This is a genomic window from Candidatus Accumulibacter contiguus, assembly GCF_012940005.1.
In the GTDB taxonomy this organism is placed as follows: Bacteria; Pseudomonadota; Gammaproteobacteria; order Burkholderiales; family Rhodocyclaceae; genus Accumulibacter; species Accumulibacter contiguus.
Genome location: NZ_SPMX01000071.1, coordinates 26462 through 49446 on the forward strand (window position 1 = coordinate 26462; position 22985 = coordinate 49446).

Sequence of the window (22985 nt, forward strand, 5' to 3'; positions counted from 1 at the left end):
TTCAGCCTCCGCCCTTCGTCAAGCCATCCACCATCGGCACGCTGGCCATCAGGCAGGCAACCGCGCAGGAAGCCAGCTTGGTCCGCTTGTTGTCGGCACGGCTGGTCAGGATGATCGGCACACGCGCGCCGAGAACGATGCCGGCGCCGTCGGCATGACTCATGAAGGTCAGTTGCTTGGCGAGGATGTTGCCGGCCGCGAGATCAGGGACGACCAGGATATCCGGATCGCCAGCAACCGGGGAATCGATTTTCTTCATCCGTGCAGCTTCCTTGCTGATTGCGTTGTCGAGTGCCAGCGGCCCATCGAGAATGGCACCGGAGATCTGGCCGCGGTCGGCCATCTTGCACAGCGAGGCGGCGTCGGTGGTGCACGCCATCCGGGAATTGATCGTTTCGACCGCGCAGATGATCGCCACCTTGGGGCGGGCGATGCCGAGGACATGCGCCAGATCGATCGCGTTCTGGCAGATGTCGCGCTTGGTGTCGAGATCGGGAGAAATGTTGATCGCCGCATCGGTGACGATCAATGGCTTGTGGTAGGTCGGCACGTCCATCAGGAAGGCGTGCGTGATGCGCCGTTCGGTACGCAGGCCGGTTTCCCTGCTGACCACTTCGGCCATCAGTTCGTCGGTATGCAGGCTGCCTTTCATCAACGCTGCAGCCTGTCCGAGGCGGACCAGTTCAACGGCACGGAAGGCCGCGGCATGGCTGTGCGGCACGTCTTCGAGGCGGATGCCGGTGAGGTCGAAACCCTGTTGTTCGGCAAGCGTACGGATGCGCGCCAGCGGACCCACCAGGATGGCCTCGATCAGGCCCTCGCGGCTGGCTTCGAGGGCGGCGCCAAGAGAAGATTCGTCACAGGGATGTGCCACCGCGACGGCTACCGGCGGCAGTTGCCGGCAGCGCCCGACAAAATTCTCCAGGTTGTCGTGGCTCTGGATCGATACCTGTGCAGCGTCCGGGCGTTCCATGGTGATTTTCACCTTGGGCGCGATGACGCGGGCAGAGCCGGTCATCACCGTCTCGCCGCGGGCATTGACGCAGCGGCAGTCAAAAGTGACGCGACGGGTTTCGGCATGCTTCTCACGCACCGTGATGCTCAGCGTGATCTGTTCGCCGATGGTGACTGGCGCGTGGAACTCGAGATCCTGCCCGGCGTACACTGTGCCCGGGCCGGGAAGCTGATTACCGAGCAGTCCGGAAACCTGGGCGCCCAGCCACATGCTGTGCGCGCTCAGATCGCCGGGGCCGAGCTGTTTGTCCAGTTCGGAGTCGAGGTGGGTCGGACTGATCTCGCCTGAAACCGCAGCGAAAAGCTGCACGTCCTGCAAGGTCAGCGTATGGCTGATACTCGCCGTATCGCCGATGTGAATTTCGTCGAAGCAGCGGTTCTGGAGGGTTTCCGGGCTCATCTGTGTGCTCTTTGCGCTGGAGGGTGGAGGCGGGAGGGGCGAAACGACTAACCCATGATGTTGTAACCGCCGTCCATATAGAGAACCTCGCCGGTGACGATCGAGGCGAAGTCGCACGCCAGAGCGGCCGTCGCAAGGCCAACCTGATCGGGGGTAACCAGTTTTCCGGTCGGCGCCTTTTCTTTGGTCTTGGCCAGGAGTTCGTCGAAGCGATCGATTCCTGATGCCGCCCGGGTCATCACCGGTCCCGGCGAGATGACGTTGACGCGGATGCCTTTCGGTCCCAACTCTGCAGCCAGGTACCGTGCAGCCGACTCCAGCGCTGCCTTCGCCGGCCCCATGATCCCGTAGTGCGGGACGACCTTCTCGCCACCGAAGTAACTCATCGTGAAAATGCTGCCACCTTCCTTCTCCATCAGCGGCTCGGCCAGATGCGCAACGCGCAGCAGCGAGTGCACCGAGACGTCCATCGCCATCAGGAAACCGTCACGCGAGCAGTCGACGACCCGGCCATGCAGGTCTTCCATGGGTGCAAAGGCGATTGAATGCAAAACGACGTGCAGCTTGCCCCATTTCCGCTCAATGGTCTCGAAAACTGCCTCGAGCTGGCCCGGCTGACGCACGTCGCACGGCAAGTAAAGCGCGTCGTCAACGCCCAGTGCCTGAGCGAGTTCGCCGGTGTAGCGCTTCGTTTTGTCGTTGAGGTAGGTAATCGACAGATCCGCCCCGCAGGCGCGGAAGGCGCGTGCGCAGCCATAGGCGATTGAGTCCTTGTTGGCGATGCCGATGACAAGCGCTTTCCTGCCGGCGAGCGGCTGTTGAGGAATCCCGATCGGCTGTAGCGCCGGGCCATCGGGATCGTTGAGTGGTTCGGTCATGGCTATCTCCTGTCGATACTGGGGATGGATGAGTTCCTTCGATGTTTGTCCTTCTCTGACCCCTCAGGCCGGCGTCAGTAAACCTCCGGGACATACTTGAGCGGCAGCTTGACTTCCTGGTAATCGCCCGGTTTCTGCCGTTTGGGCAGGGTGATCTTCGGCTGCTTGACCACTTCGTAGGGAATGCTGCTCAGGATGTGCTTGATGATGTTCAGGCGCACACGCTTCTTGTCGTTGGAGCGTGCAACGAACCACGGTGCCCACTCCGTATCGGTCGCCCTGAACATCTCGTCACGGGCGCGCGAGTAGTCGTACCAGTGGCTGTAGGACTTGAGGTCCATCGGCGAGAGCTTCCATTGCTTGCGCGGATCGGTGATACGCGCTTCGAGGCGGCGTGTTTGCTCGTCCATATCGACTTCCAGCCAGTACTTGAGCAGGAGGATATTGTTGAGCCCCGAAGCCATCAGCTTTTCGAACAGTGGTGCCCCCTTGAGGAAAGCCTCCACCTGTTCTTCGCTGGCGAAGCCCATGACGCGCTCGACACCGGCGCGGTTGTACCAGCTGCGGTCGAAGATCACGACCTCGCCGGCGGCCGGCAGGTGCGGCAGGTAGCGCTGCACGTACATCTGACTCTTTTCGCGCTCGGTCGGCGCCGGCAGGGCGACAACCCGGAAGACGCGCGGGCTGACGCGGCCGGTGATGGCCTTGATCGTGCCACCCTTGCCGGCGCCGTCACGGCCTTCGAAGACGATCACCACCTTGAGGCCTTGCTTGATCACCCACGACTGGAGATGGGCCAGTTCGGCCTCGAGCTTTTCGAGTTCCTTGAGGTAAATCTTGTTGGACATCCTCTTCACCGGTTTTTCCGGGGTCTCGGTCGTTTCTGGCGTTTCTTCCGCCACCGTCCCGGACGGCATGTCCGGATTGACGACCCGCTCGGTCCTGCTTTTCTTTGCCGACTTGCCTTTTTTGCCCATTTCGCATTCCTTTCGAGATATCTGCTTTCACTGCGCCGGAGAATCCCCAAACGTTCGGTCGAGCCCTGCAATACCGTTCACGGTTCCGCAAGATGCCAATCACGAGGCAATCGGCCTGCTGCTCGGTGAACACTTACCCCGGGGTGCCGTTTCATTGTGCCTTGCCCACGCTGGCCATCCTGTCCGCCTCGACCACCCAGCCGCCGCCCATGGCCTTGTAGAGGTTGATCATTGCCTGCAAACGGGTCTGCTGCGTCTGCGTGTATTGTAGCTGGGCATTGAACAGGCTGCGTTCGGCGTCGAGAACCTCGATGTAGCTGGTGTAGCCATTCTCGTAGCGCAGCCGGGCCGTTCCCGCATACTCTTGCAGCGCGCCTACCTGGCGTTTCTGCGCCTGTAACTGCACACCGGTCCGGTCCTGATCAACGAGCGCGTCATTGACCTCGCGAAACGCTTGCTGAATGGCTTTCTGATACGCAAACAGTGCTTGCTGCTGTTGCGCTTCCGCGGCCTGCACCTGACCGGCAATGGCCCCGGCGGTGAAGATCGGCATGCTGATCGGCGCGGCGTACTGCCAGACCTTCGACTCGCTGTCGAACAGCTTGCCAAGACTGCTGCTGGCATAACCGAACAGGCCGGTCAGCGAGATCGTCGGAAAATAGGCCGCTTTGGCGGCGCCAATCAGGGCATTGGCGGCAATCAGGTTCTGTTCGGCCTGCTGCAGGTCAGGGCGGCGCTCGAGCAGATCGGATGGCAGACCGGCCGGGATGGCAGGCACGCTCAGTTGATCGATGTTCCTGCCGCGGGCGATCGGTCCAGGGTTGCGACCCAGCAGCACGCAGAGGCCGTTTTCCTGCTGGGCGATCGACTTTTCGATGCTCGGGATGGTGGCCAGGGCTTCCTCGTACTGGGACTGGTTCTGGCTCAGTTCGAGCAGCGAGATGACGCCTCCGGCGTAGCGCTGCTTGAAGATGTCGTAGGAATCGCCGCGACTTTTCGCGGTCGCCCTGGCGATTTCCAGTTGGCGATCGAGGTCGCGCAGGTTGACGTAGGCGCCGGCCACGCTGCCGACCAGCGAAAGGATGACGGCACGCCGTGCGTCCTCGCTGGCCAGGAGCTGTGCCCGCGCGGCTTCGCTCTGGCGGCGGATACGGCCCCAGATGTCGATTTCCCAACTGGCAGTGAATACCGCCTGGTAGCTGTTGTAGGTGCTGCTGCCGGCGTCCAGGGCCGAGATCGAACTCCGCTGCCGACTGGCTTCGAAGCTGGCGCCGACCTGCGGGAACAGCGGCGCACGAACGATGCCGTAGCGACCGACGAACTCGTCGATGCGCGCGCTGGCGATCAGCAGGTCCTTGTTTTCACGCAGGCTCGTGCCGACCAGATCATTGAGCACCGGATCGCCGAACTGTTCCCACCAGGCGGTATTGGCCAGATCAAGAGCCGTCTGATCGCTCAGGCGCCAGGCGGTGGGGGTGTCTACGGCCGGGCGCAGGTAATCGGGTCCGACCATGCAGCCACTGGCAGACAGCGCCAGCAGGGCAATCACGATGTTACGCATGGTCCTTACCCTCCTTGCCGGTGCTGGCTGGCTGTTCTTCTGTGGCCGCGTGCGGGGCAGTGGCTTCTCCACTCTCGGCGTGAGAGACATTGGTTTCCCCCTTGTGGCCGAGTTTCTCGACGACGTAGAAGGTCACCGGGACCAGGAAGATCGCGATGCCGGTCGCTGCCAGCATGCCGCCGATCACCGCGCCGCCCATCACTTGCCGCGAAATGGCGCCGGCACCGCTGGCAATCGCCAATGGCACACAGCCGAGGATGAAGGCGAAAGAAGTCATCAGAATTGGTCGCAAGCGCAACTGCGCACCCTTGAGCGTCGCATCGGCCAGTGACAGCTCACCTTTCTCGTACTCCATCTTGGCAAACTCGACGATCAGGATGGCGTTCTTGGCGGCAAGGCCGATCAGCATTACCAGGCCAATCTGCGCATAGACGTTGAGCTCCTGGCCACGCAAGAGCAGCGCGGCGAAAGCGCCGGCGATGGCGATCGGGGTGCCCAGCAGGACCGAGAACGGCAGCGACCAGCTCTCGTACTGCGCCGCCAGGATCAGGAAGACGCAGAGCAGCGAGAAAGCGAAGATGACGACCGGCGAAATGCCTTTCTGCGCCTTCTGCTCCTGGAACGACATACCCATGTAGTCGTAGCCCATTTCACTCGGCATGGTTTCGGCGAAGACCTCCTCAAGTGCGCGCATCACCTGCACCGAACTGTAACCGGGCGCCGCCGAGGCGTTGATCTGGGCGCTCCGATAGAGATTGTAGCGCATCGTGAACTCGGGTCCGGCAATGCTGCGCACCGAGGTCAGCGCCGATAGCGGGACCGGCTGGCCGTCCTTGTTGCGCACGTAAAACTGACCGATATTCTCGATGTTGGTACGGTATTCGCCTTCAGCCTGGACGTAGACCTGCCACTGGCGTCCAAAGCGGTTGAAGTAATTGATGAAGCCGCTGCCCAGGAAGCTTTGCAGCGTCTTGTACACGTCGCTGATGTTGACCCCTTGTTTGAGGACTTTGTCGCGGTCGACTTCGATGAATAGCTGTGGCACGACCGGGCGGAAGGTGGTCGTTGCGCCAGCAAGTTCGGGGCGCTTACGCGCGGCTTCCAGGAACTTGGTCGTGTTCTCGGCGAGGAAAGCAAGATCCTTGCCGGCACGATCCTGAAGGACGAAGGTCGCACCACCGGAGACGCCGACGCCCGGGATCGCCGGCGGCGGGAAGGCAAAGCCGATCGCGCCGCTGATGCCCGACAGTCGTTTCGTCAGTTCGGCCTTGATCGCCGCGTACTGTTCCTCGGGCTTCTTGCGCAGCGCCCAATCCTCGAAGGTGATGAAGAAGAAGGCACTATAGGTGTTCTGCACCTGACTCAGCATACTGTAGCCGACGACCGTCGTCACGTACTTGACCCCGGGTACGCCCATGATCATCTCCTCGGCCTGACGGGCGATCTCGGACGTGCGCTGCAGCGAGCTGGCGTCGGGCAACTGGACGCCAGCGAAGACATAGCCCTGGTCCTCGTCGGGCAGGAAGCCGGTCGGCAGGGTCTTCCCGAACAGTCCGGCGACTGCGGCGACGCCGACCAGGAAAATCAGGCTGACCAGGCTCTTGCGTATCGCGATCCGGCAGGTCCCCACGTAGCCGTTAGTGATTCGTCCGAAGACGCGGTTGAACCCGTCGTAGAATTTCTGTAACGGACCGCTGCCCTTGACTTTCGGCCTGAGCAGCAGCGCGCACAGGGCGGGACTCAAGGTCAGTGCGTTGAACGCCGAGATGATCACCGAAATGGCGATGGTCACCGCGAACTGCTGGTAGAGCTGGCCGGTGATACCGGGAATGAAGGCGGTCGGCACGAAAACCGCGGCGAGGATGACGGCGATGGCGATCACCGGCCCGGTGACTTCGTCCATTGCCTTGAGCGTCGCGTCCTTGGCTGAAAGGCCGTGCTCGATGTGGTGCTCGACCGCCTCGACGACGACGATGGCGTCATCGACGACGAGGCCGATCGCCAGCACCAGACCGAATAGTGACAGCGTGTTGATCGAGAAGCCGAACATCGGGAAGAGCATGAAGGTACCGACCAGCGAGACCGGCACGGCGAGCAGCGGGATCAGCGTCGCACGCCAGCCCTGGAGGAAGATGAAGACGACGATGATGACCAGGACCAGCGCCTCGAACAGCGTGTGCTCGATTTCCTTGATGCCTTCCGTGACGGCGAGCGTCGTGTCGAGAGCGATAACGTAGTCCAGGTCGGGTGGGAAGCCCTGCTTGATCTTCTCCATCAGAGCCTTGGCGCCGTTCGCCGCGTCGAGCGCGTTGGCGCCCGGTATCTGGTACAGCGCCACCAGGGCGGCCGGCTTGCCGTTGAGGCGGCCCTGCATATTGTAGGTCTGCGCGCCGAGCTCGATACGCGCGACATCGGCGACGCGAACGATCGAGCCGTCGGGGTTGGCGCGCAGCACGACCTTGCCGAAGTCCTCTTCGCTGACCAGGCGTCCTTGCGCACGCACCGCGTAGGTGAACTCCTGACCTGCCGGTACCGGCTCGGCACCGACCTGGCCTGCCGGATTGACGGTGTTCTGGGCGTTGATGGCGTTGACGATCTCGGGAATCGTGATGTTCAGCTTGGCGAGGACATCGGGCCGCACCCACAGGCGCATCGCGTACTGGCCGGCGCCGAAGACCGTGACGCTGGCGATCCCCTTGACGCGCGTCATCTGGTCGTTGATGTTGATGTACGAATAGTTGGCCAGGAAAACGTTGTCGTAGGTGCCGTTCGGCGAATAGAGCGCGAACATGATCAGCGGCGACGAGGTCGACTTCTGTACCGTGACGCCGTAGTTGCGCACGTCGGATGGCAGTTGTGACTCGGCCTGGCCCTCCCGCATCTGGGCCAGGAGCTGGTCGGTATTGGCGTCGGTCGCCACGTCGAAGGTGACATACAGGGTCGATTGGCCGTTGTTGGCGTTGATCGAGTACATGAAGTCCATGTTGTCGACGCCCGACATCTGCTGCTCGATCGGCGTGGCGACCGCCTGCTCGACGGTCAGCGCGTCGGCGCCGGTGTAGGTGCTGTTGACCTGGATCGTCGGTGGAACGATGTTCGGGAACTGCGCGATCGGCAGGCCCGCCATGGCGACCAGGCCGATGATGGTCATCAGGATCGAAATGACCATGGCGACGATCGGCCGGTTGATGAAGAACTTGGACATGGTCGCTTAATCCTTGGCGGCTGGCGCAGGGGCTGCCGGTTTCTCGGTGGGCTTGGCCGGGTCTGCTGCGGCCGTTGGCGCTGCCGGGACAAAGGGCTTCGGATTCACGGTCATCCCCGGCCTGACTTTCTGGGTACCTTCGGCGATCACCTTGTCGCCTGGCTGCAGGCCCTTGCTGATGATCCACTCCGAAGCAATCCGTTCACCGACCGTCACCGGCCGGACATCGGCCTTGTTGTCGGCGCCGACGACCGCCACCAGGTACTTGCCCTGCATTTCGGTGACGGCCCGCTGGGGAACCAGCAGCGCGCCCTTGTCCACCGACATCGTGGCGCGGACCTTGCCGTACTGGCCAGGACGAAGCAGGTTGTCCGGATTGGCAAACAGGGCTGCGACCTTGAAGGTGCCCGTCGTCGGATCGACCTGCCGGTTGAGCACCGCGACCTTGCCCTGATGCGGGTAGATCGATCCATCCACAAGGATGAGCTGCAAGGGGACATGCTCCGTCTTCTTGCCGGAAGCGGCTGCGGCGGCGGCGACCTTGAGGTATTCGCGTTCGCTGATGTTGAAGTAGACCTTGATCGGATCGACGGTCGACACCGTCGTCAGCTCCGTCGTCATGCTCGGGCTCAGGAGGTCGCCGATCTGGGCCTTGGCGATGCCGGCGATGCCGGTGACTGGCGAAGTGATTCGGGTGAAACCGAGGTTCAGCCTGGCCGTCTTGAGCGATGCCTCGGCGGCTTCAAGCGAGGCTTTGGCCGAGAGGTCGGCGCCGGTGGCGTCATCGAGATCCTTCTGGCTGACGGCGTTCATCGCCGCCAGGGGCTTGATGCGGGCCAGGTTCGCCCGCGTCGTTTCATAACGCGCCGCCTGCTGGGCACGCAGTCCCTTCGCCTCTTCGACGGCAGCCTCGAAAGTGCGCGGGTCGATCTCGAAGAGCGGCTGTCCCTGCTTCACCAGCTCTCCTTCGCGGTAGTTCTGCCTGATCAGGTAGCCGGTGACCTGCGGACGGATGACGGCATTGACGTTGCCGTCGAGTGAGCCGATCCATTCCAGGTAGATCGGTACGTCCCTTTGCGAGACGGTGACGATCTCTACGGCCGGCGCCGCTGGCGGCGCCGCCTTTTCCTTCTCGCATGCCGTGCTGACCAGAAGCAGCGCTCCGGCCAGCCCGGCGAGTGTGTACCTGAAAGCCCGATCTGCAGAGGTGAAGGGGGATGGGGTAGGCCTCATGGCGGCTCCTGCTGGACGAAAATGGGTGTGGCTGGTGTTGATGAATGGGAGAGTCGCGCCATCGTGGTGCAAACAAATGATCAACCGTGGAGAGCCATTGCCTGCCGATTCTGTCGGGCGACGACCCGCAATGAATTCATTATGGATTATGTGCCGCGCGTAATCCAGCGTCAATTATCAGGCTATCGAGTGTCGCGTTGCGATTCTGTGGGCCGGCCGTACGGGTTCACGGGGCAATATTTCTTTCTTGGCGTTGCGCTGACGTCTTTCCATCGAACGTCGCGTCCTTCTTCGGTGTTCGACGTCCCTTTGCGGTTGAAGGTGTTCTTGGCCGCTTCAAGGTTCACGATGGCATTGCCGAGCGCGTAGCTATGTCCCTTCGGCAGAAAAACGAGGATGATCGGGTTCTCGGCACCCTTGGCCCTGGCATCGGCGACGACAGTGGGCGAAGAGTACAGGGCTGCCGGCTGGCTGGCGCCGTCCGGGCGCGTGACGAGCCTGCCGTGCAGCGCCAGAGAAGACCTGGCACACCAGACAGCGCTGACGAACCTGCTCTTCCGGGTACGTCCGGTCTATGAGGCGCGCACGCCGACTGCAGTGGCGTCGCTGCTCGAAGTTGCCGGAGGCAGCGTAAGGTGGCTGCCTGACTGCTTTGCGTGCAGAGTCAGTTCCCGGCACAGAAAAACCCCGGCACAAGACCGGGGCGAAATGGGCGAAAACAGCTCAAGCGGCCTTGCGCTTGCGTGAACCGGCGATCCCGACCAGGGCCAAGCCCAGAAGGGCCAACGATCCTGGCTCCGGAACGCTGAACTTCAGATCGTCGATGGCGAATAACCATCCATCGAAGGGGTTGGTAATCTCGATCGACGAAATGCCGGATGCCGAGAACGAAACGAGATCGTTCCCGTATCCATTGTCCGGCGATGCAATCGTTTCCAGAAGCGTGTGGCTGCTGTCAAAGGCACTCGCGAACCCTGTTACGCCGGAGTCTCCATAGTTGTCGTAGATGTACGAGACGTCAAACACAGGCGACGCAAAGCTGATGATCAGCGGACTCAAACGGTTGTTCCCGCCATCCGAGGAATTGACCAGGGACTGCGACGGCGTGCCGCAGCAATGCCTGGAAAAGTGATGAGCCTTCCTGTGAAAGTCGCGTCAGCGGTAGTTGAATTTTCCCTTCCTCTCGCTGACACACCCAAGGCGCTGAAGCGACTTGCCCATTGGCGCGAAACCCGGAAAATGCCGAACATTCGCGCGTACTCCCGCGCCAGCAGAGGGAAAGCTCATCATGAACGATGCAAGCGGTCGCGACTTCTCCGCCGCGGAGACGGGAGAGCGGCTGATCGACGACCAGCAGTTTTGCGAGCTGATCCGCGCACGCGGCCGGACACTGCTCGAACTCGCCCGCGGCCTGACTGCCAGGGGTGTCGGCGAGGTCGCCCTGACGCGGCTGCTGAGTGGTCGGCTGCTGCTCGAATCGGGCCAGATGGAAGAGCTGCTCGACGAGTACGGTGCTTCCCAGAACCTCCGTTGGAGCCGCTTGCGGGCCATCGTCGCGGCGCTGCGCAACTTCGCGCGCATCGGCCGGGTATTGGCCCACGTGCAGCGTCGCCTGCCGACCTACAGCTTGCTGACGGTGGACGCCGATTTCCACGCGGCGACTGGCGAACGCTTGCGCCTGGTCGGTGGCGTCGTCATTGCGGTCGCTGCCGGTCTGCTGGAGGAAGCGCGGCTGCTCGGCGTCGACATCGCCGACATCGCTCCGACGCCAGAGGATTTTGCCGAACAGTTGCCTTCTGGTCGCCTGGCCCGCAACCGCGACGACCGCATCACCGCCGACGTGAGCATCACCGTCACCTACCTGGCAACGGAGTTCCTCAATCTGGCGGCGGAAAGCGAGCTGTTGCGCACTTCGGCCCGCGTGCCGCCGCAGGACTATGCGCACTGTTTTCCGGATCCGGTCAGCGAGGAACGTCTGCGCCAGCTCGGCTTCCGTTTCCACAATCTGCAGTCACTGTACGATACCCACGTTTCCAGAACCTGGGTCGAGACCTTGGACCCGGATCTGTCGTTCCTGCGCGGCCACGCCAGCGTCATCTATCATCTGCTCAAGATCGCCACTGACCTGGCCCACTACTACGAACGGCACGTCAGCCCGCAGACCGGCGACGGTCTGCTGTGCGAACGGCCGGTGGTCGATACCGACGCCATCATGGCCACCCTGTTCGCCTACGCCATGGCTTTCTCGAGCGATTTTCTCGACGGCGGCCAGCGCCTCAGCCAGAACATCCTGCGCCGCTACGCCGAGCCGGGGCGGCTGGAGGTTCCGGTGCCCAGCTACCGGGGCTTCCACGTGCGGCCATCGAATCTGGTGGCGCGCATCGTCGCGCATTACGGCAGCGAGGTGCAGATGGATCTGGACGGCAAATTGTTTGACGCCGGCTCGCCGCTCGACCTTTTCCGCGCCAACGAAACCATCAATGCGCGCAAGCGGCGCTGGCTGGCGGCGGAAATCGCCCGCGTCCCTCCCGACCAGGACGGCGCTCTGGAACCTTCGGCCATCGCTGCCGCCGTGCTGGCCATCGTGCATCGGCTGGCCGGGGAGGGCAAGGTGATTCTCTACCGCCAGCCGCTTGAGATCTCCGAAGAGATCGGTCGCCGTGAGGGCGGCGTCCTCGAAAACACCGTCGCCGAGATCGCACGCCTGCAGGCCACGGGACAACTCGACATCCGCACCGACCTGACCGTCACCTTCATCGGCGACAAGCGCGTCCTGGCCGATGTGGACGCCCTGGCCAGGGTTGGCTACGGCGAGGATGGCTTCGGCAACAACGTGGTGCTGCCGAAGGCGCTGTCGTATCTGCGGCGTTGAAGGGTCGGGCGCAGGCCACCGGGCTCACAAAAGACAAACCCCGCCGAAGCGGGGTTTGCTCAGCGTGTTGCGGCCTTACGCCTTCTTGCGGCGGCTGCAGCCGAGGCCAGCGAGGCCGAGGCCAAAGAGAGCCAGAGATGCTGGTTCGGGCACTTGCGTAAGCTGCAAGAGTTCGTTCGCCAGCAGGCGCTCGCCATCGGCAGTGGGAAGGTAGGTGTCGTTCAATGGCCCATTGAGGTAAGTATTCCCACAGTTACCCCGGATCACTGCGCAACCTCCGCTGCTCAGGCCCCCCAAGCAACTCGCGCCGCCGGTCGGATTCCATCCTTGCGAGAAAATCCCCCAGCCGGGGTTTGAAAGCGAAATCGTTGCTCCGAGGCCGGCAAAAATCGGATCGGCCGAGGTCGTGATCGGGGGTGCCTGGAAAAGTCGAGGGTACGAATGATCAGTGGCAGACCGTTGAGGGCGCGCGACATCGACGAACCTGGCGAAGTCGTCTGCTATATCGGGTAATATCGTGCATCACGCCGCCAGACCCGCCGTCCGATGGCTGTCGATCACCTGTAGCAACTGCGCGAAGACCTTTGGCGTGCCGGCGATGATGTTGCCGGTTTGCAGGTAGTTTTCATTACCGGCGAGATCGCTGATCAAACCGCCAGCTTCGGAAATCAACAGCGCACCACCGGCCATGTCCCAGGGCGAGAGGCCGAATTCCCAGAAACCGTCGAATCGACCACAGGCCACATAGGCCAGATCGAGGGAAGCAGCGCCGGGGCGGCGCATGCCGGCGGTTTTGCGTGCCAGTTCCTTGAAGATCGCCAGGTAGGCGTCGATGTGATCGTAGATACGGTAGGGGAAACCGGTGCCAATCAGCGCGTCTTCGAGTCTCAGGCACTTGCTGACGCGGATGCGGCGTTCGTTGAGGAAGGCGCCGCCGCCTCTGCTGGCGGTGAACATCTCGTTCCTGGCCGTGTCATACACCACCGACTGGGTGATCTGGCCGCGGTGTGCGAGCGCAATCGAAACCGCATATTGCGGAAGACCGTGGATGAAGTTGGTGGTGCCGTCAAGCGGATCGATGATCCACTGATACTCGCTGCCAGCGGCGATGCCGGCGGTCTGGCCGGACTCTTCTGCTAGAATGCCGTATTCCGGATACGCCTCGCGCAGCACTTCGATGATCGCCGCTTCGGCTTTCTTGTCCACTTCGGTGACGAAATCGCTCTGGCGCTTGGTGGTGATCTGCAGGTGCTCAAGGTCCATTGATGCCTGATTGATGATTTTGCTGGCACGGCGCGCCGCCTTGATGAGGATGTTGAGAACTGGATGCATGGATGGCTTTTGAAGAACCTGACGGGTGGCTGCTGCGGCCCGATTGGTGTGGAGGAGTCCCGATTCTAATATGAACCGGCCTGCCAGGTCTCAATCTTCGGTCTCGCCACTCGATCGGGTCCGCGTCGTCCTGTCGCACACCAGCCATCCCGGCAATATCGGTGCCGCCGCACGAGCAATGAAAACGATGGGCCTCTCGCGTCTGCTGCTGGTCAATCCGAAGCGCTTTCCGGACGACCAGGCAGTGGCCCGCGCCGCTGGCGCCGAAGACATTCTCGTGTCTGCCGAGGTGTGTACAGGCATCGACGCAGCACTGGCCGATTGCGTGTTTGCCTGTGCGATCTCGGCGCGGCATCGCAACCTCGGGCCACCGCCTTTGCCGGCGCGCCTGGCCGGGGCAGAGATTTTTGCCAGGGCCGCCGAGGGCGAAGTGGCACTGTTGTTCGGCAATGAAACCGCCGGGCTGTCCAACGCCGAGGTGCAACGCTGTCAGCGTACGGTGTTCATCCCGGCGAACCCGGAGTACACCTCACTCAACCTGGCTTCGGCGGTGCAACTGCTGTGTTACGAGCTGCGCCTGGCGGCTTTCGACGGCTGTCCACCGGTGCTCAGCAAAGCGGTTCCTTTTGCCTCGCCACCGGCAAGCCATCAGGAAGTCGAACGCTTTTATGAGCATCTCCAGCGGGTAATGGTGAGCAGCGGTTTTCTCGACCCCTTGCGACCACGACGGCTGCTGCCCAAGTTGCGGCGCCTGTTCGGACGCGCCGAGCTTGAACGCGACGAGATCAACATCCTGCGCGGACTGCTCGATGCAATCGAACGACAGGTCGCCGAGGAGCGCAGGACGGCCGGCAGTACCAGCGGCTGCGCGCATAATAGTAGATAAAATCAGTAGGGTATTGTATGATTACATCTTGCCCTCAAGGATTTTCGCTCAAGGACTTCCCTCTCATGTTCAGCCGCCTGCGCGAAGACATTCAATCGGTATTCGACCGTGACCCTGCTGCCCGTACCTCCTGGGAAGTGCTGACCTGTTATCCGGGTGTGCATGCGATGGTCGCGCATCGTCTGGCCAACTGGTTATGGGTGCACCGCTTGCGCTGGCTGGGTCGCGCGGTTTCGCACCTCGGGCGTTTTTTTACCGGTATCGAAATCCATCCCGGAGCAACGGTCGGGCGGCGTCTGTTCATCGATCACGGCATGGGTGTGGTGATCGGCGAAACCGCCGTCATCGGCGACGATGTCACCCTCTACCACGGCGTCACCCTGGGTGGCACTTCATGGAACAAGGGCCGGCGGCATCCGACGCTGGAGAACGGCGTGGTGATCGGCGCCGGCGCCAAGGTGCTCGGACCAATCATCATCGGTGCGTCGGCCAAGGTCGGCTCGAATGCCGTGGTTGTCAAGAACGTGCCGGCAGGAGCCACCGCGGTGGGCAATCCGGCGCGTATCATCGACAGCGTGCAGGCACAGAAGCGCGAGCAGATGGCCGGGCAACTCGGTTTCTCGGCTTATGCCCTGGCTGGCGATCAGGATGACCCGCTGGCCAAGGCGATTCATGGACTTCTCGACCATGCGGTCGAGCTTGACCGGCGTTTTGAGCTGTTGCTCAGGAAACTCGATGAGGCCGGCATCGAGGTCAAGGGCGAATTGGTCACGACAGACCAGTTTGACCCCCAATACTTGAGTAAAATAGTTGACTAATTTTCGAATGGTCTCTATAGTGTACAAACTTGATCAACTACTAATACCCGTGGAGGAGCCATGCGACTAACCACCAAAGGACGTTTCGCAGTGACTGCGATGATCGACCTGGCATTGCGCTGCAGTGAAGGGCCGGTGTCTCTGGCCGGAATCAGCGATCGTCAGAAAATTTCCCTTTCCTATCTGGAGCAGTTGTTCGGCAAGCTGCGCCGCTACGGCCTCGTCGAAAGCGTGCGTGGCCCCGGTGGCGGCTACTGTCTGGCGCGGCCAACCAGTGAAATGACGGTCACCGACATCATTCGTGCCGTCGATGAGCCACTCGATGCAACGCAATGCGGTGGCCGCGAGAACTGCCGCGACGACGAGCGCTGCATGACCCACGAGTTGTGGTCGACGCTGAACGACAAGATGTACGAGTTTCTCAGTTCGGTGACGCTGGCCGAGCTGGTCAATCAGCAACTCCAGAAAACCGGCGGCCAGGTCGCTGTGGTCCATGATGCGCGCCGCAACAGGCCGCGGGCACGTGCCAAGGCCGTGGCCCTCGAAAGTTGAGTGTCGACCGCCATGTTCGCGCCCGTGTATTTCGACCACAATGCCAGTACCCCGACTGATCCGGCGGTGCTCGAGGCGATGCTGCCCTATCTTTCGGCGCAGTTCGGCAATGCCTCGAGCCGGCACGAGTATGGTCGGGCGGCGCGGCGGGCGATCGACGAGGCGCGCAGTCAGGTCGCTGCGGCGGTCGGTGCGCATGCCAGTGAAGTGGTGTTTACCAGTGGCGGTTCGGAAGCCAACAATCTGCTGATCAAGGGCGCCGCCGCTTGTCTGAAGCCTGGCTTGTTGGCCGTCAGCGCGATTGAGCACCCGTGTGTGATCAAGCCCGCCGAGCAATTGTGCAAACGCGGCTGGATGCTTGAGAAACTGGCGGTCGACGCCGACGGCCGAGTCGATGTCGGCCACTTCGCGGAGGTGATGGCCCGAAAACCGAAGATCGTTTCGGTGATCCTGGCCAACAACGAAACCGGCGTGTTGCAGGATGTCGAATCGCTCGCCGATTGCGCGCGCATGGCCGGCGCCTGGTTTCATACCGATGCGGTGCAGGCGGTCGGCAAGCTGGCTGTCGATTTTCGTCGTCTCAATGCTGCCGGAGTGCATGCGCTGACCTTGTCGGCGCACAAGATCGGCGGCCCCAAGGGTGCGGCGGCCCTGGTGCTCGACAAGCGTGTCGAACTGGAGCCACTGATTGCCGGCGGTGGCCACGAGCGCGGATTACGTTCGGGAACCGAGAACGTCGCGTCAATCGTCGGTTTCGGCGTCGCCTGTACTCTCGCCACAGAGCGCCGGGTAAGGCTGGCACAGCGTCTGCTCGAATTGCGCGGGCAGCTCGAAGCCGGCCTCCTCGGCCTCGGTGCGACGCTCTTCGGCCAGGCTGCCGAACGCCTGCCGAACACCGTTTATTTCTCGTTCCCTGAACTCGATGGTGAAACTCTGGTCGGACATCTGGACCGTGCCGGCTACGCGGTAGCCAGCGGTGCAGCCTGTTCGAGTGCCAACCCCGAGCCCTCGCATGTGCTGCGGGCGATGGGGGTCGATCCCGAACTGGCGCGTGGCGCAGTGCGTGTCAGCCTCGGTCGCGGCAACAGCAAGGAACAGGTCGCCGGCTTTCTGAATACGCTGCAGGCCACCATCGCGGGCTTGCAGCGGCTGAGTGCGATGAGCGCCTGAGAGCGCCCGAAGACCAACTGATGATCTGCAAGAACATGGACAACCCGGAGCAAGAGCAATGCTGAAACTGCCCATCTATCTCGATTATTCGGCCACGACGCCGGTCGATCCGCGCGTGGCGGAGAAGATGATTCCTTATCTGGTCGAGAAATTCGGCAACCCTGCCTCACGCTCGCACTCCTTCGGCTGGGAGGCCGAAGCTGCGGTCGAGGAAGCACGAGAAGAAGTGGCCAGGCTGGTCAATGCCGACACCAAGGAGATCGTCTGGACCTCGGGCGCGACCGAGTCGAACAACCTGGCGCTGAAGGGCGCGGCACAGTTCTACGCCGGCAAGGGCAAGCATCTGGTGACGGTCAAGACCGAGCACAAGGCGGTTCTCGATACTTGCCGCGAACTCGAGCGGCAGGGCTTTGAAGTCAGCTACCTCGACGTCAGGGACGACGGCCTGCTCGACCTGGATATGTTCCAGGCGGCACTGCGCCCGGATACGATCGTCGTCTCGGTGATGTTGGTCAATAACGAGATCGGGGTCATCCAGCCGATCGCCGAGATCGGCGAGATCTGCCGTGCCAGGGGAATCCTCTTTCATGTCGATGCGGCGCAGGCGACCGGCAAGGTGGCGATCGATCTCGCGGCACTCAAGGTCGATCTGATGAGTTTCTCGGCGCACAAGACTTACGGCCCGAAAGGGATCGGCGCGCTGTACGTGCGGCGGAAACCGCGCGTTCGCCTGAATGCGCAGATGCATGGCGGTGGCCACGAACGTGGCTTCCGTTCCGGCACGCTGCCGACGCATCAGATCGTCGGCATGGGTGAGGCTTTCCGCTTGGCACGCCTGGAGATGGGCGCCGAGAACGAGCGGATCCGCATGCTGCGCGATCGCCTGCTCAAAGGGCTGTCGGACATCGAGCATGTCTATGTCAATGGCGACATGGAACGGCGGGTGCCGCACAACCTGAATATCAGTTTCGCCTACGTCGAAGGCGAATCGTTGCTGATGGCGATCAAGGATCTCGCGGTATCGTCGGGATCGGCTTGTACATCAGCCTCGCTCGAACCGTCGTACGTCCTGCGTGCGCTTGGCCGTGAGGATGAACTCGCGCACAGCTCGATCCGGTTTACCCTCGGCCGTTTCACCAGCGTCGGAGGACATCGACTATGCGATCAAGCTCCTGCACGACAAGATTGGCCGCTTGCGCGAACTCTCGCCGCTGTGGGAAATGGTGCAGGACGGTGTTGACCTGAGTTCGGTTCAGTGGGCCGCTCATTGATGAATGTATTGAAGGAGAAACAACATGTCGTACAGTGTCAAGGTTCTGGATCACTACGAAAATCCACGTAATGTCGGATCGTTCGGCAAGGAAGAGGAGGGCGTGGCCACCGGCATGGTCGGCGCACCCGCCTGCGGCGACGTGATGAAGCTGCAGATCAAGGTCGGCAAGGGCGGCGTCATCGAAGACGCCAAGTTCAAGACCTACGGTTGCGGCTCGGCGATCGCTTCGTCTTCGCTGGTGACCGAGTGGGTCAAGGGCAAGACCATCGATCAGGCGCTGGACATCAAGAACACCCAGATCGCCGACGAGCTGGCTTTGCCGCCGGTCAAGATCCACTGCTCGATTCTTGCCGAGGATGCGATCAAGGCGGCAGTCGCCGATTACAAGAAAAAGCACAGCGAACAGGTTTCGGCTTGACAGACCACAGTACAGCAGGAGGTTTTTGCATGGCAGTGACGCTTTCTGAACGGGCAGCGAGCCACGTTGCGAATTTCATGCTCAAGCGCGGCAAGGGGATCGGGCTGCGTGTCGGCGTGCGTACCAGTGGCTGCTCGGGAATGGCTTACAAACTCGAGTTTGCCGATGTCGCGCACCCGGACGACATCGAGTTCGAGTCGCATGGTGTAAAGGTTCTGATTGATCCGAAAAGTCTGCCCTACCTCGACGGTACCGAACTCGACTTTGCACGTGAGGGGCTGAACGAGGGGTTCCGCTTCAACAACCCGAATGTCAAGGACGCCTGCGGCTGCGGCGAAAGTTTCAACGTCTGAGCTTGGGCAAGCCGGGCATGCGACAGGCTTGACGGCCAGCTACCTGTGCGAAGACGCGCCGCCGAAAATAATGGACTTCAACGCCGACCACTTTTCCTTGTTCGAGTTGCCGCCTGCCTTCCGGCTGGATGCGGCACTGCTCGACCGCCGTTATATCGAGATGCAGACGAGAGTGCATCCGGATCGCTTTGCAAGTGCCGGTGACGCCGAGCGACGGCTGTCGCTGCAATGGGCGACGCGCGTCAATGAAGCCTACCAGACGCTCAAGAAGCCCTTGCCGCGGGCCAGATACCTGTTGCATCTGGCGGCGCATGATCTCGGCAGCGAGAACAATGCCCTGATGCCCGCCGATTTCCTGGTCGAACAGATGGAATGGCGCGAGGCGGTTGCCGAAGCGCGCAGCGCTGGCGAACACCATGAACTCGAGCATCTGCACCATCGTCTGCAGCGGGATCTGCTTGAACGTTACGAGGAAGTCGCCCGGCTACTGGACGATCAGCATGATCTGGAGCAGGCCGCCGACCGCGTGCGGCGACTGATGTTCCTGGAGAAGCTGCTCGGCGAGATCGACGACGCGATGGCGGCTTGCGAGGAGTAGTTCGTCATCCAGACTGCTGCGCCAAATCACCAGCAACACGTACCAGGACTTTTTCATGGCTTTATTACAGATTGCGGAACCAGGCGAATCCACAGTGCCGCACCAGCACCGGCTGGCTGTCGGCATCGACCTGGGGACGACCAACTCCCTGGTTGCGACGGTGCGCAGCGGCCTGGCCATCGTCCTCAGCGACGAACTCGGGCGTCCCCTGCTGCCTTCGGTGGTGCACTATCGGCCGGACGGCAGCAGTGAAGTCGGTTACGAAGCCGCGGCCAGGCAGGCCGTCGATCCGCGCAACACCATCGTCTCGGTCAAGCGCTTCATGGGTCGCGGGCTGGCGGACGTCGCTCATCACAAGAGCATGCCCTATGTTTTCGACGACACACCGGGCATGCTGCGCCTGCACACCGCTGCCGGGTTGAAGAGTCCGGTCGAAGTTTCGGCCGAGATCCTGCACACCTTGCGTCTGCGCGCCGAGGCCTCACTGGGCGGATCTATCGTTGGCGCGGTAATCACCGTTCCCGCCTACTTCGACGATGCGCAGCGCCAGGCCACCAAGGACGCCGCCAGACTCGCCGGACTGCCGGTACTGCGCCTGCTCAACGAGCCGACCGCGGCAGCGATTGCCTATGGGCTGGACAACGCTGCCGAAGGCGTCTATGCGGTCTATGACCTCGGCGGTGGCACTTTCGACATCTCGATCCTCAGACTGTCGCGCGGCATTTTCGAGGTGCTGGCGACGGGCGGCGACTCGGCGCTCGGCGGTGACGATTTCGACCATCGCATCTTCTGCTGGATCCTCGAAGAAGCCAGACTCAAACCCCTGTCGGTCGAGGATGCCCGGATGCTCCTGACACGCGCTCGTGAAGCCAAGGAATACCTGACCTTTCACGGCCTTGCCCAGATCAACGCGCGCTTAAACAGTGGCGAGCAGGTCGATCTGACGCTCACCACCGAAATCTTTGCCGAGATCACCCAGACCCTGGTCGCCAAGACCATGCAGCCGGTCAAAAAAAGCGCTGCGTGACGCTGGTCTGTCGGTTACCGAGGTCAAGGGCGTGGTGATGGTCGGCGGCGCCACGCGCATGCCGCAGGTGCAGCGCGCCGTTGGTGACTTCTTCCGCCAGGATCCGCTGAACAATCTCGATCCCGACAAGGTCGTCGCCATCGGAGCGGCCAAACAGGCCAATCTGTTGGCCGGCAACGGCCTGGCCGGCGAAGACTGGCTGCTGCTCGACGTGATACCGCTATCGTTGGGTCTCGAAACCATGGGCGGTCTGGTCGAAAAGATCATTCCCCGCAATTCGACGATTCCGACGGCGCGCGCGCAGGAGTTCACCACCTTCCGCGACGGCCAGACGGCGCTCGCCGTGCATGTCGTGCAGGGAGAACGCGAACTGGTCAGCGATTGCCGTTCGCTGGCGCGCTTTGAACTGCGCGGTATTCCGCCACTGGTCGCGGGCGCCGCCCGCATTCGCGTCACTTTTCAGGTCGACGCCGACGGCCTGCTGGGAGTGACTGCTCGCGAACAGACTTCCGGCGTCGAAGCCAGTATCGTCGTCAAGCCTTCCTACGGACTGACCGATGACGAGATCGCCGGCATGCTCAAGGACTCGCTGCTGCACGTCAAGGACGACGCGCTGCAGCGCGCGCTCAAGGAAATGCAGGTCGATGCCGAACGGCTGATCGAAGCGGTACGTTCCGCCTTGACCAACGACCGGGAATTGCTCAGTGCCGACGAACTGGCACGCATCGACAGCGACATCGTCAAGCTGCAAGCAGCCGCACGCGGCGACAAGCGCCGCCAGATCATGCTGGCGATCGACGACCTCGAAGCCGACACCAAGGATTTCGCGGCACGGCGCATGGACAAATCGATCCGGCGTGCTTTCGCCGGTCGCAACATCAGCGAGCTGGACAGCGAAGCAGTCGTGGCGAAGACGGAAGAGACCGTATGACCCAGGTCGTCGTTCTGCCGCATATCGAACTCTGTCCTGATGGCGCGGTGATCGACGCGCGACCCGGTGAATCGCTGTGTCAGAACCTGCTCGAGAACGGCATCGCCATCGAACATGCCTGCGAGATGTCCTGCGCCTGTACCACCTGTCACGTCATCGTCCGTGAAGGCTTTGCCGCGCTTGAACCTTCCGACGAGGTCGAGGACGACCTGCTCGACAAGGCCTGGGGTCTCGAACCGAATTCACGCCTGTCGTGTCAGGCGATCGTCAACGCAACGCCGCTGCTGATCGAGATCCCGCGTTACTCGATCAACATGACCAAGGAGGGCCATCGATGAAATGGACCGACATCAACGAAATAGCCATCGAACTCGCCGAAGCGCATCCAGAGCTCGACCCGCTGAAGATCAACTTTGTCGACCTGATGAATTGGGTGCTGGCCTTGCCCGGCTTTGACGATGATTTCAGACATTGTGGCGAGAAAATCCTTGAGGCCATCCAGCAAGCCTGGATCGACGAACTGGCATGAAGCCCGACGACATGGGCGGCGGCCAGCGCAACGTTCTCGGCGGGCCTCTGGGATCCTGCAGCGAGAAGCCGGTGACCGGATTTTTTCGGGACGGTTGCTGCAATACCAGCGACGAAGACTTCGGCAGCCATACCATTTGCGTGCTGCTGACCGCCGACTTCCTCGAATTCTCGAAGGCGCGTGGCAACGACCTGTCGACGCCGCGGCCAGAATTCGGCTTTCCCGGCTTGCACCCCGGCGACCGCTGGTGCCTCTGTGCCGCCCGTTGGCGCGAAGCCCTGCACGCCGGCAAGGCGCCGCGCGTCGTTCTCAACGCCACCAACGAAGCCGCACTCCTGATCGTCGGCCTCGATGACCTCAAGCGTTATGCGATCGATCTGAACTGAATCTCTGCTTAAGAAAACCCGCAGTCTGCCGTTCTAGGGAGTACCCCCCAATCTACTCAGGCAGCCACCATGAAAATCGCCAGTTCCGAGATGCAAATGCTCTCTTCGCATGTGGCAGCGCAACAAACGGAAGTCCGTGAATCGACGCGCATGTGGATCGGGGCTCAACGGCCGGACTTCGAGGGAGGTGATAAGTATCTGTCCAGAAATAAGTTGTACAAGTTCAAACCGATGGCCGGATGGTGTAGTTCCATTCACCATGAAACTCGGAGCGTTCTATGTGAACTTTATCGAGTTCATCATCAGTCACGTGTATGCCTTTCGCGTAGGTGTTGGTATCCATCTCCGCCTCAATTTTTAGGCCTGCTTGTGTGGTGGTGGCAGCAATCAAATTGACGATGACCTCATGGCTGACCAGAGGCTTTCCTCGCCAATTCATACTGATGTAGCTGAACATCCGATGTTCGATCTTATTCCATTTGCTAGTTCCCGGTGGAAAATGGCAGATCGAGATGCATAGGCCGGTTTGGTCGGCCAGACGCTGTAAAGCGACCTTCCATAACCGTACTCTC

General features: G+C 61.8%; 21 protein-coding genes and 3 pseudogenes. 14 read left to right on the forward strand and 10 right to left on the reverse strand.

Annotated features, from left to right (window positions below):
• Position 1 precedes the first annotated feature (1 nt).
• The 6 genes from E4Q08_RS19810 to E4Q08_RS19835 form a co-directional block, all read right to left on the reverse strand.
• Positions 2–1414: a bifunctional enoyl-CoA hydratase/phosphate acetyltransferase gene (locus tag E4Q08_RS19810; protein ID WP_169071633.1), complete on the reverse strand. Its 1413-nt coding sequence runs from the start codon at positions 1412–1414 to the stop codon at positions 2–4.
• Positions 1415–1461: 47 nt separating this feature from the next.
• Positions 1462–2292, reverse strand: a complete 831-nt coding sequence (gene fabI, locus E4Q08_RS19815) for an enoyl-ACP reductase FabI (protein ID WP_169071634.1) — start codon at positions 2290–2292, stop codon at positions 1462–1464.
• A 74-nt stretch (positions 2293–2366) separates the two neighbouring features.
• Complete coding sequence (gene ppk2, locus E4Q08_RS19820; RefSeq protein WP_169071646.1) at positions 2367–3209, reverse strand: polyphosphate kinase 2; 843 nt, start codon at positions 3207–3209, stop codon at positions 2367–2369.
• A 211-nt stretch (positions 3210–3420) separates the two neighbouring features.
• Positions 3421–4830, reverse strand: a complete 1410-nt coding sequence (locus E4Q08_RS19825; RefSeq protein WP_169071635.1) for an efflux transporter outer membrane subunit — start codon at positions 4828–4830, stop codon at positions 3421–3423.
• Positions 4823–8035: an efflux RND transporter permease subunit gene (locus tag E4Q08_RS19830; RefSeq protein WP_169071636.1), complete on the reverse strand. Its 3213-nt coding sequence runs from the start codon at positions 8033–8035 to the stop codon at positions 4823–4825. Before E4Q08_RS19830 ends, E4Q08_RS19825 begins: the two co-directional genes overlap by 8 nt.
• Positions 8036–8041: 6 nt before the next feature.
• Positions 8042–9268 (reverse strand): efflux RND transporter periplasmic adaptor subunit, encoded by a 1227-nt coding sequence (locus E4Q08_RS19835; RefSeq protein ID WP_169071637.1) that lies wholly within the window; start codon positions 9266–9268, stop codon positions 8042–8044.
• Between the two features lie 396 nt (positions 9269–9664).
• Between E4Q08_RS19835 and E4Q08_RS19840 the strand changes: the two genes are divergently transcribed.
• Positions 9665–10015, forward strand: a complete 351-nt coding sequence (locus tag E4Q08_RS19840) for a hypothetical protein (protein WP_169071638.1) — start codon at positions 9665–9667, stop codon at positions 10013–10015.
• Here E4Q08_RS19840 and E4Q08_RS19845 read toward each other — a convergent pair.
• Entirely contained in the window at positions 9992–10327 is a 336-nt protein-coding gene (locus E4Q08_RS19845) for a PEP-CTERM sorting domain-containing protein (RefSeq protein WP_248595026.1), read from the reverse strand. The genes E4Q08_RS19840 and E4Q08_RS19845 overlap by 24 nt on opposite strands.
• Positions 10328–10556: 229 nt before the next feature.
• On the opposite strand from E4Q08_RS19845, the gene E4Q08_RS19850 reads away from it, so the two are divergent.
• A complete protein-coding gene (locus E4Q08_RS19850) occupies positions 10557–12140 on the forward strand; it encodes an HPr family phosphocarrier protein (RefSeq protein WP_169071639.1) in 1584 nt (527 codons plus the stop codon).
• Between the two features lie 75 nt (positions 12141–12215).
• Here E4Q08_RS19850 and E4Q08_RS26260 read toward each other — a convergent pair.
• Positions 12216–12299 (reverse strand): annotated as a pseudogene (locus E4Q08_RS26260) (PEP-CTERM sorting domain-containing protein); the annotation flags it as partial.
• A 363-nt stretch (positions 12300–12662) separates the two neighbouring features.
• Positions 12663–13472 carry an inositol monophosphatase family protein gene (locus E4Q08_RS19860; protein WP_169071640.1) on the reverse strand — a complete coding sequence of 270 codons (810 nt, stop codon included), beginning with the start codon at positions 13470–13472 and terminating at the stop codon, positions 12663–12665.
• A gap of 70 nt (positions 13473–13542) precedes the next feature.
• Here E4Q08_RS19860 and E4Q08_RS19865 point away from each other — a divergent pair, with 70 nt between their 5' ends.
• The 12 genes and pseudogenes from E4Q08_RS19865 (at position 13543) to E4Q08_RS19920 (ending at position 22413) form a co-directional block, all read left to right on the forward strand.
• Positions 13543–14358 carry an RNA methyltransferase gene (locus E4Q08_RS19865; RefSeq protein WP_169071641.1) on the forward strand — a complete coding sequence of 272 codons (816 nt, stop codon included), beginning with the start codon at positions 13543–13545 and terminating at the stop codon, positions 14356–14358.
• Positions 14359–14423: 65 nt separating this feature from the next.
• Positions 14424–15176: a serine O-acetyltransferase gene (cysE, locus tag E4Q08_RS19870; RefSeq protein ID WP_034911739.1), complete on the forward strand. Its 753-nt coding sequence runs from the start codon at positions 14424–14426 to the stop codon at positions 15174–15176.
• Between the two features lie 60 nt (positions 15177–15236).
• Positions 15237–15728: a Fe-S cluster assembly transcriptional regulator IscR gene (gene iscR, locus E4Q08_RS19875; RefSeq protein ID WP_034911736.1), complete on the forward strand. Its 492-nt coding sequence runs from the start codon at positions 15237–15239 to the stop codon at positions 15726–15728.
• Positions 15729–15740: 12 nt separating this feature from the next.
• Positions 15741–16898: a cysteine desulfurase family protein gene (locus E4Q08_RS19880; RefSeq protein ID WP_169071649.1), complete on the forward strand. Its 1158-nt coding sequence runs from the start codon at positions 15741–15743 to the stop codon at positions 16896–16898.
• A 58-nt stretch (positions 16899–16956) separates the two neighbouring features.
• Positions 16957–18169 (forward strand): annotated as a pseudogene (locus E4Q08_RS19885) (IscS subfamily cysteine desulfurase).
• Positions 18170–18193: 24 nt separating this feature from the next.
• Complete coding sequence (gene iscU / locus E4Q08_RS19890; RefSeq protein WP_034910408.1) at positions 18194–18589, forward strand: Fe-S cluster assembly scaffold IscU; 396 nt, start codon at positions 18194–18196, stop codon at positions 18587–18589.
• A 29-nt stretch (positions 18590–18618) separates the two neighbouring features.
• Positions 18619–18942 carry an iron-sulfur cluster assembly protein IscA gene (iscA, locus tag E4Q08_RS19895; protein WP_034910409.1) on the forward strand — a complete coding sequence of 108 codons (324 nt, stop codon included), beginning with the start codon at positions 18619–18621 and terminating at the stop codon, positions 18940–18942.
• Between the two features lie 70 nt (positions 18943–19012).
• Entirely contained in the window at positions 19013–19540 is a 528-nt protein-coding gene (gene hscB / locus E4Q08_RS19900; protein ID WP_034910414.1) for a Fe-S protein assembly co-chaperone HscB, read from the forward strand.
• Positions 19541–19595: 55 nt separating this feature from the next.
• A pseudogene (gene hscA / locus E4Q08_RS19905) lies at positions 19596–21498 on the forward strand (Fe-S protein assembly chaperone HscA).
• Positions 21495–21836, forward strand: a complete 342-nt coding sequence (fdx, locus tag E4Q08_RS19910; RefSeq protein ID WP_169071642.1) for an ISC system 2Fe-2S type ferredoxin — start codon at positions 21495–21497, stop codon at positions 21834–21836. Before hscA ends, fdx begins: the two are co-directional and overlap by 4 nt.
• Positions 21833–22027: a Fe-S cluster assembly protein IscX gene (gene iscX / locus E4Q08_RS19915; RefSeq protein WP_169071643.1), complete on the forward strand. Its 195-nt coding sequence runs from the start codon at positions 21833–21835 to the stop codon at positions 22025–22027. Before fdx ends, iscX begins: the two co-directional genes overlap by 4 nt.
• Complete coding sequence (locus tag E4Q08_RS19920) at positions 22024–22413, forward strand: DUF2237 family protein (RefSeq protein ID WP_034910419.1); 390 nt, start codon at positions 22024–22026, stop codon at positions 22411–22413. The genes iscX and E4Q08_RS19920 overlap by 4 nt, the downstream gene beginning before the upstream one ends.
• A gap of 223 nt (positions 22414–22636) precedes the next feature.
• Here E4Q08_RS19920 and E4Q08_RS19925 read toward each other — a convergent pair.
• Positions 22637–22985: ISAzo13-like element transposase-related protein (locus E4Q08_RS19925; RefSeq protein ID WP_443984458.1), on the reverse strand; the 349-nt coding region annotated here is incomplete at its 5' end.

Excerpts from the sequence above, each read along its gene's own strand:
- fdx (WP_169071642.1), top strand. The coding sequence starts at position 21,495 with ATGACCCAGGTCGTCGTTCTGCCGCATATCGAACTCTGTCCTGATGGC.
- cysE (WP_034911739.1), top strand. The coding sequence starts at position 14,424 with ATGTTCAGCCGCCTGCGCGAAGACATTCAATCGGTATTCGACCGTGAC.
- E4Q08_RS19920 (WP_034910419.1), top strand. The coding sequence starts at position 22,024 with ATGAAGCCCGACGACATGGGCGGCGGCCAGCGCAACGTTCTCGGCGGG.
- E4Q08_RS19830 (WP_169071636.1), bottom strand. The coding sequence starts at position 8,035 with ATGTCCAAGTTCTTCATCAACCGGCCGATCGTCGCCATGGTCATTTCG.
- iscA (WP_034910409.1), top strand. The coding sequence starts at position 18,619 with ATGGCAGTGACGCTTTCTGAACGGGCAGCGAGCCACGTTGCGAATTTC.
- iscR (WP_034911736.1), top strand. The coding sequence starts at position 15,237 with ATGCGACTAACCACCAAAGGACGTTTCGCAGTGACTGCGATGATCGAC.
- E4Q08_RS19850 (WP_169071639.1), top strand. The coding sequence starts at position 10,557 with ATGAACGATGCAAGCGGTCGCGACTTCTCCGCCGCGGAGACGGGAGAG.
- hscB (WP_034910414.1), top strand. The coding sequence starts at position 19,013 with ATGGACTTCAACGCCGACCACTTTTCCTTGTTCGAGTTGCCGCCTGCC.
- E4Q08_RS19835 (WP_169071637.1), bottom strand. The coding sequence starts at position 9,268 with ATGAGGCCTACCCCATCCCCCTTCACCTCTGCAGATCGGGCTTTCAGG.
- E4Q08_RS19860 (WP_169071640.1), bottom strand. The coding sequence starts at position 13,472 with ATGCATCCAGTTCTCAACATCCTCATCAAGGCGGCGCGCCGTGCCAGC.
- E4Q08_RS19810 (WP_169071633.1), bottom strand. The coding sequence starts at position 1,414 with ATGAGCCCGGAAACCCTCCAGAACCGCTGCTTCGACGAAATTCACATC.
- fabI (WP_169071634.1), bottom strand. The coding sequence starts at position 2,292 with ATGACCGAACCACTCAACGATCCCGATGGCCCGGCGCTACAGCCGATC.
- E4Q08_RS19865 (WP_169071641.1), top strand. The coding sequence starts at position 13,543 with ATGAACCGGCCTGCCAGGTCTCAATCTTCGGTCTCGCCACTCGATCGG.
- iscX (WP_169071643.1), top strand. The coding sequence starts at position 21,833 with ATGAAATGGACCGACATCAACGAAATAGCCATCGAACTCGCCGAAGCG.
- E4Q08_RS19825 (WP_169071635.1), bottom strand. The coding sequence starts at position 4,830 with ATGCGTAACATCGTGATTGCCCTGCTGGCGCTGTCTGCCAGTGGCTGC.
- iscU (WP_034910408.1), top strand. The coding sequence starts at position 18,194 with ATGTCGTACAGTGTCAAGGTTCTGGATCACTACGAAAATCCACGTAAT.
- E4Q08_RS19880 (WP_169071649.1), top strand. The coding sequence starts at position 15,741 with ATGTTCGCGCCCGTGTATTTCGACCACAATGCCAGTACCCCGACTGAT.
- ppk2 (WP_169071646.1), bottom strand. The coding sequence starts at position 3,209 with ATGCCGTCCGGGACGGTGGCGGAAGAAACGCCAGAAACGACCGAGACC.
- E4Q08_RS19840 (WP_169071638.1), top strand. The coding sequence starts at position 9,665 with ATGATCGGGTTCTCGGCACCCTTGGCCCTGGCATCGGCGACGACAGTG.